Source organism: Erysipelotrichaceae bacterium 66202529 (assembly GCA_017161075.1).
Lineage (GTDB): Bacteria > Bacillota_I > Bacilli_A > Erysipelotrichales > Erysipelotrichaceae > Clostridium_AQ.
In genome coordinates, this window is sequence record CP046174.1 from 2,107,604 (window position 1) to 2,124,017 (window position 16,414).

At 46.4% G+C, this 16,414-nt stretch carries 15 protein-coding genes; 12 read left to right on the forward strand and 3 right to left on the reverse strand.

The window, feature by feature from the left end:
• Positions 1-151: 151 nt before the first annotated feature.
• Positions 152-1,195 (forward strand): aminotransferase class V-fold PLP-dependent enzyme, encoded by a 1,044-nt coding sequence (locus tag GKZ87_10015; GenBank protein ID QSI25785.1) that lies wholly within the window; start codon positions 152-154, stop codon positions 1,193-1,195.
• 76 nt (positions 1,196-1,271) lie between these two features.
• Here GKZ87_10015 and GKZ87_10020 read toward each other — a convergent pair whose 3' ends face one another.
• Complete coding sequence (locus GKZ87_10020; GenBank protein ID QSI25786.1) at positions 1,272-2,396, reverse strand: serine/threonine protein phosphatase; 1,125 nt, start codon at positions 2,394-2,396, stop codon at positions 1,272-1,274.
• 113 nt (positions 2,397-2,509) lie between these two features.
• On the opposite strand from GKZ87_10020, the gene GKZ87_10025 reads away from it, so the two are divergent.
• The 5 genes from GKZ87_10025 (at position 2,510) to GKZ87_10045 (ending at position 7,023) form a co-directional block, all read left to right on the forward strand.
• Positions 2,510-3,289, forward strand: a complete 780-nt coding sequence (locus tag GKZ87_10025) for an HAD hydrolase family protein (GenBank protein ID QSI25787.1) — start codon at positions 2,510-2,512, stop codon at positions 3,287-3,289.
• A gap of 1,125 nt (positions 3,290-4,414) precedes the next feature.
• Complete coding sequence (locus GKZ87_10030; protein QSI27937.1) at positions 4,415-4,516, forward strand: hypothetical protein; 102 nt, start codon at positions 4,415-4,417, stop codon at positions 4,514-4,516.
• Positions 4,517-4,685: 169 nt separating this feature from the next.
• Positions 4,686-5,906, forward strand: coding sequence for an MFS transporter (locus tag GKZ87_10035; protein QSI25788.1), 1,221 nt, complete (start codon positions 4,686-4,688; stop codon positions 5,904-5,906).
• Between the two features lie 45 nt (positions 5,907-5,951).
• Positions 5,952-6,548, forward strand: coding sequence for a nitroreductase (locus GKZ87_10040; protein QSI25789.1), 597 nt, complete (start codon positions 5,952-5,954; stop codon positions 6,546-6,548).
• Positions 6,538-7,023 (forward strand): GNAT family N-acetyltransferase, encoded by a 486-nt coding sequence (locus GKZ87_10045; GenBank protein ID QSI25790.1) that lies wholly within the window; start codon positions 6,538-6,540, stop codon positions 7,021-7,023. The genes GKZ87_10040 and GKZ87_10045 overlap by 11 nt, the downstream gene beginning before the upstream one ends.
• Positions 7,024-7,779: 756 nt before the next feature.
• On the opposite strand, the gene GKZ87_10050 is transcribed toward GKZ87_10045, so the two are convergent.
• Positions 7,780-8,550 carry an alpha/beta hydrolase gene (locus tag GKZ87_10050; GenBank protein QSI25791.1) on the reverse strand — a complete coding sequence of 257 codons (771 nt, stop codon included), beginning with the start codon at positions 8,548-8,550 and terminating at the stop codon, positions 7,780-7,782.
• A gap of 91 nt (positions 8,551-8,641) precedes the next feature.
• On the opposite strand from GKZ87_10050, the gene GKZ87_10055 reads away from it, so the two are divergent.
• Together GKZ87_10055 and GKZ87_10060 are read left to right on the forward strand one after the other, a co-directional pair.
• Positions 8,642-9,307: a lysoplasmalogenase gene (locus GKZ87_10055; protein QSI25792.1), complete on the forward strand. Its 666-nt coding sequence runs from the start codon at positions 8,642-8,644 to the stop codon at positions 9,305-9,307.
• 59 nt (positions 9,308-9,366) lie between these two features.
• Positions 9,367-9,624, forward strand: a complete 258-nt coding sequence (locus tag GKZ87_10060; protein QSI25793.1) for a thiol reductase thioredoxin — start codon at positions 9,367-9,369, stop codon at positions 9,622-9,624.
• Between the two features lie 162 nt (positions 9,625-9,786).
• Here GKZ87_10060 and GKZ87_10065 read toward each other — a convergent pair whose 3' ends face one another.
• On the reverse strand, positions 9,787-10,965 hold the full coding sequence (locus GKZ87_10065) for an ATP-grasp domain-containing protein (GenBank protein ID QSI25794.1): 1,179 nt from the start codon (positions 10,963-10,965) through the stop codon (positions 9,787-9,789).
• Positions 10,966-11,503: 538 nt separating this feature from the next.
• On the opposite strand from GKZ87_10065, the gene GKZ87_10070 reads away from it, so the two are divergent.
• The 4 genes from GKZ87_10070 to argJ are packed head-to-tail and all read left to right on the forward strand — an operon-like array spanning position 11,504 to position 16,402.
• On the forward strand, positions 11,504-12,727 hold the full coding sequence (locus GKZ87_10070; protein ID QSI25795.1) for an argininosuccinate synthase: 1,224 nt from the start codon (positions 11,504-11,506) through the stop codon (positions 12,725-12,727).
• 19 nt (positions 12,728-12,746) lie between these two features.
• Positions 12,747-14,141 carry an argininosuccinate lyase gene (gene argH / locus GKZ87_10075; GenBank protein QSI25796.1) on the forward strand — a complete coding sequence of 465 codons (1,395 nt, stop codon included), beginning with the start codon at positions 12,747-12,749 and terminating at the stop codon, positions 14,139-14,141.
• Positions 14,128-15,168 (forward strand): N-acetyl-gamma-glutamyl-phosphate reductase, encoded by a 1,041-nt coding sequence (locus GKZ87_10080; GenBank protein QSI25797.1) that lies wholly within the window; start codon positions 14,128-14,130, stop codon positions 15,166-15,168. The genes argH and GKZ87_10080 overlap by 14 nt, the downstream gene beginning before the upstream one ends.
• A 16-nt stretch (positions 15,169-15,184) precedes the next feature.
• Complete coding sequence (gene argJ / locus GKZ87_10085; protein ID QSI25798.1) at positions 15,185-16,402, forward strand: bifunctional glutamate N-acetyltransferase/amino-acid acetyltransferase ArgJ; 1,218 nt, start codon at positions 15,185-15,187, stop codon at positions 16,400-16,402.
• Positions 16,403-16,414 lie beyond the last annotated feature (12 nt).

A 16,414-nucleotide genomic window follows, 5' to 3' on the forward strand; every position in this document is an offset into this window, starting at 1 on the left:
ATGTAAAAGTCTCAATGGTAGTAGAAATAATCACAGGCAATACAGGGCAAACGATAGGCGGTAGCGGACAAAGAGTTTCCGGCCGCCTTTTCGTTTCCTTTTCGCTCTTGCTGTATTATAATGATAGGGTGAAAAGAAATGAGGAATGAATATGTACAGCTTTCGTAATGATTACAGTGAAGGGGCACATCCGCAGATTTTGGAGTGTCTGCAGGAAATGAATCAAAAACAGAATATTGGTTATGGAGAGGATACACTTTGCGAGCAGGCAAAAAAGCTGCTGCGGGAAAAGCTGCAGTGTGAGCATTGTGACATTCATTTTCTGGTCGGTGGAACCCAGGCAAATCTGACCGTAATTGCTTCCGCTCTGCGTCCGTATGAGGCAGTGATTGCCGTAGACAGCGGGCATATCAATGTCCATGAAACAGGTGCTGTGGAAGCGAGCGGCCACAAGGTGCTGATAGCAGAGGGCATTGATGGAAAAATTACACCGGAGGGAATCCGGAAAACGGTGCTGCGTCATGAGGATGAGCATATGGTAAAGCCGGCCATGGTGTATATATCCAATGCGACGGAAATCGGAACGATTTATCATAAAGAGGAGCTGAAGGAAATTGCAGCCGTATGCAGGGAGCTAAACCTTTATCTGTTCATGGATGGTGCCCGTATGGGAGCGGCGCTTGCAGCAGCCGACAATGATCTGGACTATGCGGACCTGTGTCGCTATTGTGATGTTTTTTACCTTGGCGGTACCAAAAACGGTGCATTGTTTGGAGAAGCGGTTGTCATTGTCCGGGAGGAATTAAAAAAAGACTTTCGGTATATGATTAAGCAGCGTGGCGGAATGCTTGCCAAGGGCTGGCTGCTGGGTGCGCAGTTTGCCGTGCTGTTTGAGGGAAACCGGTATCTGGAAATTGCAGCGCATGCGAACCGGATGGCACAGCGAATGCAGGAGGCGATGGAAGCATTGCATATACCACTCTTTATAAAAACGACCACCAATCAGATTTTTCCGATACTATCTAATGTGCTGATTGAGGAATTACAAAAGGACTATGCATTTCAGGTATGGGAAGTGATGGATGAAGAGCATACTGCGATGCGCTTTGTGACCTCATGGGCAACAAGGGAGGAGGAAGTGGACCGCTTTATTGCACATCTCAACGTGGTGAGCAATCGGCTGCGAAAGATATAGAACAAAAAAGCTTATCCTGCACTTTGCAAAACAGAATTTGCAGTGCTCGATAAGCTTTTCTTTTTATGCTCAAGTCTCAGACTTTCAAAGCTGTACATTCCTGATTCGGATGGAGAAATGTGAAGGCATCACGTGGAATCCAGCCCATGAGTCCCTGGCGTTTCACAAGAGCCATATCACCGTTCAGAGAAACAACCTTGACAAAATCTCCGGCTTTTGCAGGAATATGATAGTTGGTAAAGTCACATGCGTGAAGCTCGTTGCCTTTATAAAACAGGAATTTCTTAGCAATCCAGAAGGTTCTTCCACTGGCCTCGTGCTGGCAGAAGCAGGCCGTATCCGTTTCCTGAAGGACACGAACTCTTCCCTCATGCCAGGTTATGAAAAAAGGGGAGGTATTTAAGGGAAGGATATCTCGTAGGATGCGTGCTTTTCTTAAATGATCACTGCAGGCGAACTGAAACCGTCCGCGTTCATAAAGCAGGGCATTCAGTTGACCGGCGGCTTTTACCTCATTCCCCCCGTCAATGGATATGATGTGTCTATGAGCATCTATGATAGGGTTGAAGCAGCAAATCTGCTTTCTGTATTCGCTGACAGGAAGATGACCGACAACAACATATTTATGGAAGTGTACATCCTCTTTCATAAATAAATCCTGTACCATGATATCACGCATATCTCTGCCATAGGAGGCTTCATCCCGAATCCCGGCATGTGCGAATATAAAGCGCTCGGTTTCAATCACATGGGGAAGGCTGTCGATAAACGTCAATTCCCTGAGAAATACATTACGAATGCGTTCACTGAGAAGCTTCATATCAGTGTCCTTATGAATACTCATTCCGATGCGCTGTGCCATTTCGTGAATGACGCTGTTTTTTCGTTCGAGAAGAATTTCACGCAGAAATTCCAGTCGTGTGTCATGCAGCACATTGCGACAGACTACATCACAGTTTCCAATCATCGGATGTACGTGGGGACTGTTTGATAGCTTCATGATATAATGTAGGGTTTCCAGATTGTACGGCCCTTTTTCAAGCAGATCACCAACAAGAAATAATTCATCCTTTGCCGTTGTGAAGGCAATCTTTTTCAGCAGCTTTTTCAACACCGGCAGGTTGCCGTGAATATCACTGATGGCGATGATACGTCTGTCCTTTGCATATACAGAATAGGAATGAATGGATCGATCAAACATAGACGGCCTCCTTGTCTCTGGCTCAATTATAGTGAATTTCCCTTCGCCATGCAAGAAAAACGTTGTAAACTTGTAAATCCTGCGGTATCCTATAACTAATAGAGGAGCGGCTTATGAAACAAAAATATTTCTTTTTTGATATTGACGGAACGTTAACGGATGGATCGGATTTCTATGGCGGTATTCCGGATAGTGCCGTAACAGCAATTCAGCGTTTGAAGGAAAACGGCCATCAGGTCGCAATCGCAACTGGACGGCCGTATGAAAAAGCCAAGCCTATGGCGGAGCTGGTTGGCATAGATTGTATGGTATGCAATGGAGGGTATGCCTGCTATGAGCAGGATATCTGTCTGGAATCCCGTGGTCTTGATAAAAAGGACTGCCTGCACGTCATACAGGAATGCAGAGCTGCGCATATACCGTTTTGTGTTTCCTGCGATGATACCTTTGCCTTTTATTCTCATGAGGAGGGCTTTCTGGAGGCTGTACAGCCCTGCATATTTCGCGGTACACTGAAAATTCTGCCCAATCTGAATTATACAAAAATTCCTGAGATTCATCGTATACTGATTGCCCTGAAGCCGGGGGAGGAAACGATGATCCGCGATTATCACAGTCTGGTTCCCATGCGCTATCACGAAACCTATGTAGTTGTGGAGCCGGATGATAAATTTCACGGTATCGAAACGATGATGCGTCATTGGCGGGGAAATCTGCAGGATGTAGTGGTATTCGGGGATGGCTTAAATGATGTAAAGATGTTTCAGCAGGCAGCATTTTCGATTGCGATGGGGAACGCTGTTGCGGAACTGAAGCAGGAGGCGGATTATGTGACAGCCTGTGCAGCGGAAGATGGCATTCGTGAAGCTCTGTATCATTTTGGGTGGATATGAGGACGTGTGCGAATACTAAAAATATAGTAAATCAATAAATTTGAAATAACATTCACACAATATTTGTATTCAAGTGTAGTAAGAGAGGGGAGGCAATTATGAAGGACTTGCGTGGTTTTCTGATTCGCTATTACCGCCTGCAGAAAAATTTTTCACAGGAGGGATTGTGCCATGGCATCTGTGCAGTATCCTATCTGAGTAAAATCGAACAGGGCAGGGTAGTGGCAGCGGATGAAATTTATCAAGCCTTGTTTCAGGCACTGGGCATTAGCTTTCAAGCAGATGGACTCTGGATTGCACAGGCAAGGGGGATGCTGCAGGAGCTGGCAGAGAGCTGGTTTTATGAGGAACGATGTGATGCTTGTGAGCTGCGGGAGCATATGGAAGAATTGCTGCATTCTCCCCTGTGTGTGGATGCCCTGCTGCTCAAAGCGCTATATGAGAAGCAGGAAGCGGAAAAGCTGCTGCAGGAGCTGGCGGTCTTTCTGGACTATATGAATAATGAACAACGCTTCCTATATCACTTTCTCTGTGCCCGGCAGCAGTATGCATCGAAAGAAAAGGATGCATTTGTACATATGCTTGCTGAACTGCAGGAGGCACAGAAATACGGAGATTACAGCATTGTGTATCAGGAAAAGGGCATTGCATATGCCAGACTCGGTGATTATTCCCAGGCTCTGTATCATCATGTGAAGGCCTATGATCTGGCGTGTGAGGAAGGCTTTCTCCCTTGTATGATCGATGCATCCATGCATATTGCAAACTGTTATTCCGGCATGCATGCGGAAGGGGTCATGCTGAAATATTATGAACGCTGTGAGCATTTGTGCCGCAGCTCCCATAATAAGCAGATGCAGGCCTATGTATGGTATAATATCGGCTCGACCTATCAGCAGTGGAACGCATATGAAAAGGCACTGCCACTGCTGTTAAAGGCTTATGCTGTTCTGAATGATACCTTTCTATGCTGTCATAAGCTGGCACTTGTATATGAGCAGCTTCAAAGAAGGGAAGAGGGACAGCGTTATGTGAAAGAGATGGAAAACCAGCTGCAGGAGCACCCATTTGCGAATGGTGAAGAAATTCTAAGATTTGTAAAATACCGCTATGAACAGGCAGTAGATGAGGATGCTTATATCGACTGTCTACAGCATCTCTGTGCCAGCAGCCAATATTTTCACGGCTTACGGCAGTTTCATTTGCCCTATCTCATTGATGCTTTGAAAAGGAAGCGGCGCTACAAGGAGGCACTGCAGCTGATGGAGGAACAGCATTTTCCTGAAATAGATACATTATGACACTTAAACCCTGTATTTGTTGGGTGATTTTCCCAAATACAGGGGATTTTTTTGTTTGAATAGATACAGTATACTGTTTGCAGGAGGGGATGTATATGAAAAAGACTTTATGGACACATGATTTTACGATTATAACAGTTGGCACGCTGATCAGTGCTGTCGGCTCCACTGCGATGAATTTTGCGTTATCTCTGGTGGTGTTTGATTACACTGCATCTACCTTTATGACCGGTGTTTTCTCTGCTATCTCCCTGCTGCCTACGATTCTCATTCCTATCCTGGCCGCTCCGCTTGTCGATGGAGGCAACAGAAAGCGTCTGATTGTTTTGCTGGATGGAGGAAATGGGATTCTGTATCTGCTGTTTGCTGTATTTCTGTTTTTGAATGGATTTTCCTATATCGGATATTTGCTGTTCTCTTTGATCACCGCATCCATCGGCGCGATTTATTCACTGGCATATACGTCCTTGTATCCGGATCTGATCCCTGCAGGCTTTGCGCAAAAGGGGTACTCGGTATCCTCCCTGATCTATCCTAGTGTAACAGCCCTATTCACTCCGATAGCATCCCTGCTGTATGTATATCTTGGAATCGCCTGGATTTGTATGATGGAGGGGGTTCTGCTTCTTCTTGCGGCACTGTTTGAGGCGAATATCCGGTATCGGGAAAAAGGGGGGAGCAGTGTATTCTCATTTCAGAAATACAAGGAGGATTTGCTCTATGGATTCCGGTATCTGAAAAAGGAAAAGGGGATCCGTTCCATTTACGGCTATATGGCGGTAACCAATGCATCCGCAGAGGGAATCAGTCTGGTAACGATGGCGATGTTTCAATCATCGTTCATCCTTACGACAACCATGTATGCCTTTTTGACAACAGCAGATACCCTGGGACGTATGGTTGGCGGTGTTGTGCATTATGTGCTGCATATCCCTGCGCATAAACGCTATCGGGTAGCTCTTGGCGTATATGCCATCTATGAAGCTCTGGATATGGCTTTTCTGTTTCTTCCGTATCCCCTGATGGTTGTCAATCGCTTCACCTGTGGGTTTCTGGGTATCAATTCCCTGAATATCCGGGAGTCCAGTACACAAAACTATATCCCCTCGCATATGCGCGCCAGAGTAAATGCTTTGTTTCAGGTACTGGTTGCCCTGATTATGATGGCCTCCAGATTTAGCGCCGGTGTGATTGCACAGTACCTGTCATATCCGATGACGGCCCTGCTGTTTGCATCCATTGCCATGCTTTCCATTTTCCTGTTGATTGTCCGTAACAGAAGGAGTGTTTCACAAATTTACAACCAGGAGCTATGAGTTGAGTGGAAGCAGTGCTATAATGAGTAGCAAGGAGGGATGTTTATGTTAAAGGATTTGTTATTGAAAAACAGAAGCTATCGGGGATATGATGAAACAAGAGAAGTGACGATGGAGGAGTTGAAGGATCTGGTGGCGTGTGCCAGACTGACACCATCTAGCGTCAATATGCAGGCATTAAAGTATTACCTGGCCTGTACAAGAGAAGAAACAGATAAGATACAGCCACTGACTGCCTGGGCTAGAGCATTAAAAAAGGAAGTGCCGTATAAGCATCATTGTCCCAGGGCATTTGTTATAATCTGTCAGGATACCCATATATCAAATGCATTAGAGGCATATCAGAGGGATGTCGGGATCGTTGCACAGACAATGCTGCTGCGTGCTGTTGAGATGGGACTGGGCGGCTGCATGATTGGCAGCTTTCAAAAGGATGCGCTGCATGAGGCTTTGCATATGGAGGAGCATATCCGTCCGCTGCTGGTAGTCGCACTTGGTAAGCCGGATGAAACCATCGTGATTGAGGATGTGAATGAGCAGGGAGATACCACATATTATCGGGATGCACAGGATGTTCACCATGTGCCAAAGCGCACTCTTGAGGAATTGATACTTTCCAAGGAGAAGAAGGATGCTGCGTGATTATCAGAACCAGGATTTACCGCAGATGTGTGCCATCTGGAATGCAATCGTAGCGCAAGGGATGGCCTTTCCACAGGAGGAGTTGCTGGATGAGGCTGAGGCAGAAACATTCTTTTCTGCACAAAGTAAAACGCGTGTCTGTATTCTTGAAGATACCACGGTGTGCGGTTTGTATATCTTGCATCCCAACAATGTAGGACGCTGTTCGCATATTTGCAATGCCAGCTTTGCGGTGGATGCCAATCAGCGGGGGAAACAGCTTGGCAGAAGGCTGGTAGAGGATTGTATGGAAACAGCGAAGGCGCTCGGATTTCGCATCCTGCAATTCAATGCAGTCGTTGAAAGCAATACTGCTGCCCGTCATCTGTATGAAAGTCTTGGCTTTACTGCATTGGGAATGATACCCAAAGGCTTTCGTCAATTGGATGGCAGGTATGCAAATATCGTGCCGTATTACATCACCTTAATACCGTAATGCTTCCTATCAAAGATACAGCTTACTGATGAACATATGGAAATACACGTATGACCTGAAAACCTCTGATATCCAAGTATACAGGAGAGCAGGAAGCAAAAGTGAAGAATGAAAGAAAAAGCGTATTGGAAAGCGGCTGCGTACGACTGTGCAAGCATCGCTTCCATGCAGAAATACGAATCCACAGGACAACATCATTCTGATTCTGATCGCTGCCATATGTTTTAAAATGCATTCTGTCTGCCATACATCTGCATTGTGAACAGCGGCTTTTTATCACATACTCAACTCATACTGAAAAAAACAGGGAAATGGTAACATTCACGTATACTGTGGTGCTGCCGTTTCCTTTCTGGCCTTTTCAGAGAATAGAAAGTCAGCTTAATGGATGAGCTTGCTTTTAAATAGGATCAAACGTAAGCACGAAAAGTGTCAGGCTTGAATGATGGGGATATAAACAAGAATGCAAAAGGATATATTTATAAATATAAAAGAAGTGAACATACACCTGATCGCAAAGAGGCTCTTCGTCAATAACGGATATGTGATTGCGCTGTAAAAAAAATAGAAGAAATAAGATTTCCAAAGGCATTGGAATTTATTTCTTCGTTTTATATCATACCTGTACCTAACGCAGGAACAACAGCATAGAGCTTTTTATCATATTTTTACGTTTTTTATCTTCTTCATAAGGTGAGCCAGTGCCTACGATATCCAAAAAGCCTGTTTGTCTTATTCCTTTTTGCACAAGCCTTTTTATTTTGTACTTTGCTTTTGAAACAGCCAGGGGATGAGTGTATCAAGCTCCTGCTCCCAGCTTGCTTCATTGTGTTTTCCCTTGTAAACAAGGTTAGGGTATACTGCTGCCTCTTTATCCAGCAGCTTTCGTATGATGGCAAGGATTCTGCCGCTGGCAAGTGCGAGCTGCTGTTTGCTGCGATATTCATCACTTCCCCAGGAGATATAAAGCTGATGCGAGCGCAGGCTGGTGCAGGCCTCTATTTCCGCAAGAAGCTCCTCCTTTAAAGAATAGATGAAGGGAGATAATATGGCAGCCTTGCTGTAGACATCCTCATGATGTACGATTGCATACAACGCCATCAGACCGCCCATGGAGCTGCCCCCGATTGCGGTATGGCGTTTATGGGGCAGGGTGCGGTATGTATGATTGATCCACTGCTTCAAATCTGTGCTCATCCACTCCATGAGCTCCTTACCCTGACCATGGATAAATCCAACCTGTGTATCCGTGAAATCATAGGGGGAAAATTCCTCCAAACGGCGGTTGCCCTCATGATTGCACTCGATGCCGACAACGATGAGCGAGGCTTCCTGTTCATCCAACCAGCGCGATAAGCCCCAGCTTTTGCCAAAGGTCGCATCCTCATCATAGAATAGATTATGACCGTCAAACATATATAAAACAGGATATCGCTTATTCCCTTGCTCATAATCCTGCGGAAGATAAATGTGCAGCATCCGCATCGTCTGAAAGCAGGGGATATAAATCTCTCTTTTTTCAATCATACCATCACCTCATGCACAGTATTATAGCACAAAAATAATGTCAAATGGCGCTAAGGTTTGTTATAATGAGAGAAAGAAGGGAGGATGACTTATGATCTGGATGACTTGTATACTGTTTCTGGCGGTTGTTCTCTATTATATTTTTAAGGAGCATGCCTCACCATTTGTATCGCTTGCCTGGAAAAGCGCATCCTCTGCGTGTTTTGTGCTTGTCGGCTTTTGTGCGTATATGCAAAGCAATAATACATCCTATGGCGGATTCATGCTGGCAGGTCTTGTACTTGGTGCAGCAGGTGATGTACTGCTTGCGCTGCCATTCTGTTATCCGCGATATGAGGATTATTTTTTTCTTGGTGGATTATCTGCCTTTCTGTTTGGACATCTGGCGTATGCAATGACGCTGTATGCCATGCCTTGGAATATAGGTGTGATAACTGCAATCGGTTCCCTTGTGCTGGCTGTTGTAGTAATTGCACTCTTGCAGAAGCAGCACATTGATTTTAAAAGGATGCGTGCACCGAGTACCCTGTATGCTTCTGTCATTCTCTTTATGGAAGCCTGTGCGCTCTGGCATCTGCAGGACGGGTGGCTGTATGGCGGTGTTTTGAATATTGCGGCACTGTGCTTTGTTCTCAGTGATGTCATTCTGGCCTTTATGCTGTTTGGGGATAAAAACACCTCTGCTATGACGCGCTGTAATCTGAGTCTGTATTATACGGCGCAGCTGCTGCTGGCACTGAGTATGCTATTGCGGTAGCATATAGCTGTGGTTTTGGGGAAAGCTGTGTTATAGTAAGTACAAAGGAGATGGTCGTTATGAAGCATGTACGTATGATGTATTTAAAGGGCTGTCCGCATTGCAAGGCGGCATTTGCCATGGTAAAGCAGCTGCAGGAAGCATACCCCGAGTTACGGGATATTCATATTGAAACAATTGAGGAACAGGAACACAAGGAGCTTGCGGATTCTTTGGATTACTGGTATGTTCCCACCTATTTTGTAGATGGTGAAAAGCTGCTGGAGGGTGTTCCTTCCGTTGATCAAATCGAAAGGGTGCTGCGCGCAGCACTGTAAAGAACCCGTTTGAGTATTGTAAAGCAGGAGGAAGTGCAGATAGATGTAAGGGTTATTTCCTGTGCAGGGTTCTGACATTTAAGCGGTTGCCTGTAGGAAGGCGCTGTAATAGCTCTGTACAATAAAAAGAAAGCTCTGTCAGCTAGTGTGTCAGAGCTTTTTTTATTCCTGAACGTAGCGGAAGAAATCCAGAATTTCCTCTTCTGTTTGAAAGCGTGCGACAATGACCTCATCACCCATCGCTGTTGCAAGTGCTGCAGGCAGACGGCGAATCATCAGAATACTGTCCCGATAGGTATCCTGTATATCCTGAGTGGTATGTGCATACTGCAAACGGTCTCTTCGTCCGATAAAGCCGGAGGAATATTTGCGCTCCTGCTGGTAATGAATCGTATCATGGACGATCATATCTGCCCATAGCTGATATACATTGCTGTCATTGGCATAATTGATCATATCTGGCAGAAAGCCGCCAGGCGGGCGCATGTTGACCTCTAAGCCGATGATGTCACCTTTTTTGCCGACTGCCTGATCCTCATTTAGGCGGAAAAACTCAAAGTGAAAGAATCTGCTGCGTGTATCAAAGGCCTCTACTGTTCGTTTTCCGGCTTCCATAATGTCATCCGGGATATGCTTATACGAATAACAGCCGATGTTTTTCTGCTCATTAACGGCATCCATGATGCTGTCCGTATACTGATGCGAGGTCACAAACAGCAGCTCCTTTTTACTATTGGTGATGCCATCAAAGGAAAAGCAGCTTCCGTTTATGTACTCCTCCATAATCATCGCTTCCTTAAAGCCGGCCGCAAAGGCGTTTTGCAGCTCCTCCTCATTGCGGATCTTATGTGTGTCACTGGCGCCGACACCGATATCCGGTTTCATGACAATGGGATAGCCGACCTGTTCGATAAAATGCAGTGCATCCTCCAATGTGGTTGCCAGCTGCCAGCGGGCTGTCTGTAACCCTGCTGCCGCAAAAAACTCCTTCATGCGGTGTTTGCTCTGACAGTTGTCAAGTGCCTCGCAGGGAAACCCGTTCACCACATGGAAATCTCTACGCAGCCGTGCATCCTGGCGCAGCCAGTATTCATTGTTCGACTCGATCCAGTCAATTTTACCATGCTTGTAGGTGAACCATGCCACCGCTTTGAGCATTTCATCATAATTTTCCAAATTGGAAACCTGATAGAAATCATTGATGGAATTTTTCAGATTCGTACTCAGCGAGTTGTAGGGAGTGTCCGCAATTGCCAGTACATTTACACCGTTGTTTTTCAATCCCTGACAGAACAGCCAGTAGCTTTCCGGAAAATGCGGGGAAATAAAGATAAAGTTCATAAGAATCCCTCCATACCATACATATAAGTAAATTTTACTGTATTCCAGGGGGAATGTCAAAGCCTTGTTTGCGGGAAAGCGGAAATGAAAGAAAATGCATTGTAATAAAAATGAAAGAAATGATAAATAATGTAAAATTATGAAATTTATAGTTGACATTGCGGTTTCACAGTAGTATGATGTATTCAACAAATCGATGATGCAGGAGAGTAGTCATACCGTGAATCAAAAGCGAGACAGCGTTGGTGGAAGGCTGTTGTGAAGGGTATGAGGAAGCGCACCTGCTAGAGCCTGTGGGAATCAAGTATCACGGGACGCGATCTTTCTGCGTTATGAAATAAGGGGTTCTGCCATTGGCAGAGCAACGGAAGTGGTACCGCGTGCAAGCGTCTTTCGAGTAAATCGAACGACGCTTTTTTTGTACATGAGGTGAAATATGAGAAAATTTGTGAAACGACGATGAAACTGATGATGAAATTTGAAAAAGTGTTACAATGAAGGTATAGGAAAAGAACAAGAGAAAGTAGAGGAGAAAAACATGGAAACAAAGGATATTAAAAAAGTAGTGCTCGCATATTCCGGAGGGCTGGATACCTCCATCATCATCCCGTGGCTGAAGGAAAACTATAACAACTGTGAGGTTGTTGCCGTATCTGCCGATGTCGGACAGGGAACGGAGCTGGACGGTCTGGAGGAAAAAGCAATCAAGACCGGTGCCAGCAAGCTGTATATTCTGGATTTAAAGGATGAATTTGTCGAGGATTATATTTATCCATGTCTAAAGGCAAATGCAGTGTATGAGGATGTCTATCTGCTGGGAACCGCCTTTGCACGTCCGCTGATTGGACAGAAGCTGGTGGAAATCGCCAAGCAGGAGGGTGCGGATGCCATCTGCCACGGCTGTACCGGTAAGGGGAATGATCAGGTTCGCTTCGAGCTGGCAATCAAGGCATTTGCGCCGGATATGCCGATTATCGCGCCATGGAGAACATGGGAGCTGAAATCTAGAGATGATGAAATAGATTATGCGGAAGCACATAACATTCCTCTGAAAATTTCCAGAGAAACCAATTATTCCAAGGATAAGAACCTGTGGCATTTAAGTCATGAGGGACTGGATCTGGAGGATCCGATGAATGAGCCGCAGTACGATGATATTCTGGAGATGGGGGTTACGCCGGAGCAGGCACCGGATACACCGACCTATATTACCCTGACCTTTGAAAAGGGAATTCCAACTGCCTTAAATGGTGAAAAGCTGGGCGGACAGGCCATGGTTACAAAGCTGAATGAAATCGGTGGAACAAACGGCATCGGTATCATCGATATGGTAGAGAACCGTCTGGTCGGAATGAAGAGCCGCGGGGTGTATGAAACACCGGGTGGAACGATTTTGTATAAGGCACATCAGTGGCTGGAATCCATCTGTCTGGATAAGGAAACCATGCATTACAAGCAGGGAGTTGGCATTAAGTTTGGTGAGATTTTGTATAACGGGCAGTGGTTTACACCGTTACGTGAGGCATTGAGTGCCTTTGTGGATAAGACAAGTGAAACGGTAAGCGGTGAGGTGAAAATCAAGCTGTATAAGGGAAATCTGACACCGGCCAGCATTTCCTCGCCATATACCTTATATTCTGAGCAGATTGCAAGCTTTGGAGAGGATGATTCCTATGATCAGAATGATTCTGCCGGCTTTATCAATCTGTATGGACTGCCAATTAAGGTAAAGGCGATGATGGATGAGAAAGTGAAAAAATAGAAAAGAGAGGAAACGACATATGAATTTATGGGACGCACGTTTTAAAAAGGAAGCGGATCAGCGGCTGAATGATTTTAATTCCAGTATTTCCATTGACCATTTCATGGTTGCACAGGATATCGCAGGCTCAAAGGCGCACGCTGCCATGCTGGCAAAGCAGGGCATCATAACACAGGCAGACGGTGCAGCAATCCAGCAGGGACTGGATGAAATCCACAGGGATATCGAAGCCGGCATACTGGTAATCGATCCAACAGCAGAGGATATTCATATGTTTATGGAGGGGGAGCTGACAAAGCGGATCGGTGATGCAGGAAAGCGTCTGCATACAGCGCGCTCGCGCAATGACCAGGTCGCTTTGGATACACGGATGTATTGCAGTGATGAGGTGAAAACAGTTTGTACACAGCTGAAGGAGCTGATTGCGGTTCTCTGTGAGAAGGCGAGTGAGCATACGGAAACGATCATGCCCGGCTATACGCATTTGCAGCGTGCACAGCCGATTACCTTCGCCCATCACCTGATGGCGTATACAGAAATGTTTCTGCGGGATTTACAGCGCCTGCAGGAAGCACAGAAGCGCATTCGCACGCTTCCCCTGGGAAGCGGTGCTCTGGCTGCCACAACCTATCCAATCGACCGAAGCTTTGTAAAGGAGCAGCTGCATTTTGACAGCATCAGCATGAATTCTCTGGATGGTGTCAGCGACCGTGATTTCTGTATTGAAATCGCTTCGGATATGTCCATGATCATGATGCATTTGTCACGCTTCAGCGAGGAGATCATCCTGTGGTGCTCCTGGGAATTCAAATTTCTGGAGCTGGATGATGCCTTTGCGACCGGCAGCAGTATAATGCCGCAGAAGAAAAATCCGGATGTTGCAGAGCTAATTCGCGGTAAGAGTGGCCGTGTTTTTGGAAATCTGCAGACCCTTTTAACGATGATGAAGGGACTCCCGCTTGCTTATAATAAGGATATGCAGGAGGATAAGGAGGCAGTATTCGATGCACTGCACACCGTACAGCTGTGTCTGACGACCTTTACACCGATGCTGCAAACGGCAGCTGTCCACAAAGATGCGATGCGCAATGCCGCCGCGAAGGGCTTTATCAATGCGACTGACTGTGCTGATTATCTGACCAAAAAGGGGATGGCCTTCCGGGACGCCTATCGTGTGCTGGGAAGGCTTGTCAGCTATGCACAGGATGAAGGAAAAACACTGGAGACACTGACTCTGGAGGAATACAAAGCCTATAGTGCATTGTTTGAAGAAGACATATACGAGGCCATTTCACTGGATACCTGTGTGAAGCAGCGTAAGGTGATCGGAGGCCCGGCACCGGAAGTCGTTGCGGCTCATATAGCGGCTGTGAAAGCAAAGCTGAAGGAGATGGAAACAAATGAAACAGATTAAGGCAGGAGTAATCGGAGCCAGCGGATATGCCGGTGCAGAGCTGGTACGGCTGCTGTTGATGCATCCGTATGCACAGCTATGCGCCATCAGCTCCAAAAGCTATACCGGAAAAAGCATCAGTGAACTGTATCCCGGCTTTTATCAGCTTTGTGATATGACCTTCAGTGATGAGGATGCGGTGATTGCCGCTTCTGATATCGTATTTGCTTCTCTGCCGCATGGTCTGAGCGAACCACTGGCACGTAAATGCTATAATGCGCATGTGAAGTTTATCGATCTGGGTGCTGATTTCCGGCTGCGTGAGGAAGCTGATTATCAGGAATGGTACAAGCTGGACTATCATGACCAAAAGCTTCATGAGCTGGCGGTCTATGGTTTGCCGGAGCTGTACCGTGAACAGATCAAGCAGGCGGATATCATAGGAAATCCGGGCTGCTATCCAACCAGCATCGCGTTAGCCATGGCACCTATTATGAAGCTGGGGCTGGTGAATGAACAGCACATCATCATTGATGCGAAATCCGGGACGACAGGAGCCGGCAAGGGATTGAGCGACAATACGCATTTTGCACGCTGCAATGAAGCCTTTGCACCGTATAAGGTTGCAGCACACCGGCATACACCGGAAATCGAGCAGACATTATCCGAACTGTGTGGTCATAAAGCAAGCATTACCTTTACGCCGCATCTGCTGCCAATCAACCGCGGTATCATTTCCACGATCTATGTGGATTTGCAGGATGAGGCAGATCTGGAGGAGCTTTGGACGATGTACAAGCTGTTCTATCAGGATGAACACTTTGTCCGTGTTCTGCCGCTGGGACAGACGGCAGATCTGAAATATATTAAATATTCTAATTACTGTGATGTATCGCTGCATATGGATACACGAAATAATCGTTTGATTCTGGTGTCCGCAATCGATAATATGGTCAAGGGGGCAGCCGGACAGGCGATACAAAATATGAATCTTTTGTTTGGATACGACGAGGACAGCGGGCTGAAGTATGTGCCTGCCTCCTTCTAGGGAAAGGAAATTGATTATGGTTACTTGGATGGAAAACGGCATCTGTGCACCGCTTGGCTTTCAGGCCGCAGGCATTCACTGCGGGATACGCAAGAACCGTTCCAAAAAGGATCTGGCTCTTATTTACAGCAGTGTCATGTGTACGGCTGCCAGCACATATACATTAAACAAGGTGAAGGGAGCGCCGATCGGTGTTACGAAGGAGCATCTGCAGGACGGACACGCCCAGGCAATTCTCTGTAATTCCGGTAATGCCAATACATGCAATGCCAACGGTGTTGAAATTGCAAAGCGCATGTGCGAGCTCTGTGCACAGGAATTGAACCTGCGTAGTGAGGATATCATCGTTGCCTCTACCGGGGTAATTGGTGAACCCCTGAGCATCACCCCGTTTGAACAGCATATGCGTGAGCTTGTTGCGGCACTGGATGTAAAGGGCGGCAGTGATGCCTGTGAGGGAATCATGACAACCGATACCTTTAAAAAGCAGTTTGCTGTTACATTTACCCTGCATGGAAAGCAGTGTCATATCGGAGGTATGGCAAAGGGAAGCGGTATGATCCATCCCAACATGGCAACCATGCTGGCATTTCTAACCACCGATGCAGCAATATCCTCCCACATGCTGGATATGGTCGTGCACGAGGTGGTAGCGGACACCTTCAATATGGTAAGTGTGGATGGTGACACCTCTACCAATGACATGCTGAGTATCCTGGCAAACGGATTAGCAGGCAATCCGGAAATCTGTGAACGTGGAGAGGATTATGACGTGTTCAAGCAGGCGCTGATGGAAATCTGTGTAGAAATCAGCCGGAATATCGCCAAGGATGGGGAAGGAGCAACCAAGCTGTTGACCTGCACCGTATCCTGTGCAAAGGAAACTGCAATTGCAAAGGCAATCGCCAAGTCTGTTGTGACAAGCTCTTTGTTTAAGGCAGCCATGTTTGGCCGCGATGCCAACTGGGGTCGTATTCTGTGTGCTATCGGCTATACGGAGGGTGATTTTGACATTACCCGTGTCGATGTAACGCTTGCCAGTAAAGCAGGCAGTATGCAGGTATGCCGGGATGGAGCCGGGTGCGGCTTCGATGAGGATGAAGCAGTAAACATCCTGAGTGAGAGTGAAATCGATATTTTAATCGATATGAAGCAGGGAGCTGCACAGGCGATTGCCTGGGGCTGTGACCTGACCTATGATTATGTGAAAATCAACGGGGATTATCGCACATAAAGTAAGGGAGAT

Coding starts and splice junctions, on each gene's coding strand:
- GKZ87_10020 (QSI25786.1), bottom strand. CDS start 2,396: ATGTTTGATCGATCCATTCATTCCTATTCTGTATATGCAAAGGACAGA.
- GKZ87_10060 (QSI25793.1), top strand. CDS start 9,367: ATGAAGCATGTACGTATGATGTATTTAAAGGGCTGTCCGCATTGCAAG.
- GKZ87_10055 (QSI25792.1), top strand. CDS start 8,642: ATGATCTGGATGACTTGTATACTGTTTCTGGCGGTTGTTCTCTATTAT.
- GKZ87_10080 (QSI25797.1), top strand. CDS start 14,128: ATGAAACAGATTAAGGCAGGAGTAATCGGAGCCAGCGGATATGCCGGT.
- GKZ87_10025 (QSI25787.1), top strand. CDS start 2,510: ATGAAACAAAAATATTTCTTTTTTGATATTGACGGAACGTTAACGGAT.
- GKZ87_10015 (QSI25785.1), top strand. CDS start 152: ATGTACAGCTTTCGTAATGATTACAGTGAAGGGGCACATCCGCAGATT.
- GKZ87_10040 (QSI25789.1), top strand. CDS start 5,952: ATGTTAAAGGATTTGTTATTGAAAAACAGAAGCTATCGGGGATATGAT.
- argJ (QSI25798.1), top strand. CDS start 15,185: ATGGTTACTTGGATGGAAAACGGCATCTGTGCACCGCTTGGCTTTCAG.
- GKZ87_10045 (QSI25790.1), top strand. CDS start 6,538: ATGCTGCGTGATTATCAGAACCAGGATTTACCGCAGATGTGTGCCATC.
- GKZ87_10065 (QSI25794.1), bottom strand. CDS start 10,965: ATGAACTTTATCTTTATTTCCCCGCATTTTCCGGAAAGCTACTGGCTG.
- argH (QSI25796.1), top strand. CDS start 12,747: ATGAATTTATGGGACGCACGTTTTAAAAAGGAAGCGGATCAGCGGCTG.
- GKZ87_10030 (QSI27937.1), top strand. CDS start 4,415: ATGAGGATGCTTATATCGACTGTCTACAGCATCTCTGTGCCAGCAGCC.
- GKZ87_10035 (QSI25788.1), top strand. CDS start 4,686: ATGAAAAAGACTTTATGGACACATGATTTTACGATTATAACAGTTGGC.
- GKZ87_10070 (QSI25795.1), top strand. CDS start 11,504: ATGGAAACAAAGGATATTAAAAAAGTAGTGCTCGCATATTCCGGAGGG.
- GKZ87_10050 (QSI25791.1), bottom strand. CDS start 8,550: ATGATTGAAAAAAGAGAGATTTATATCCCCTGCTTTCAGACGATGCGG.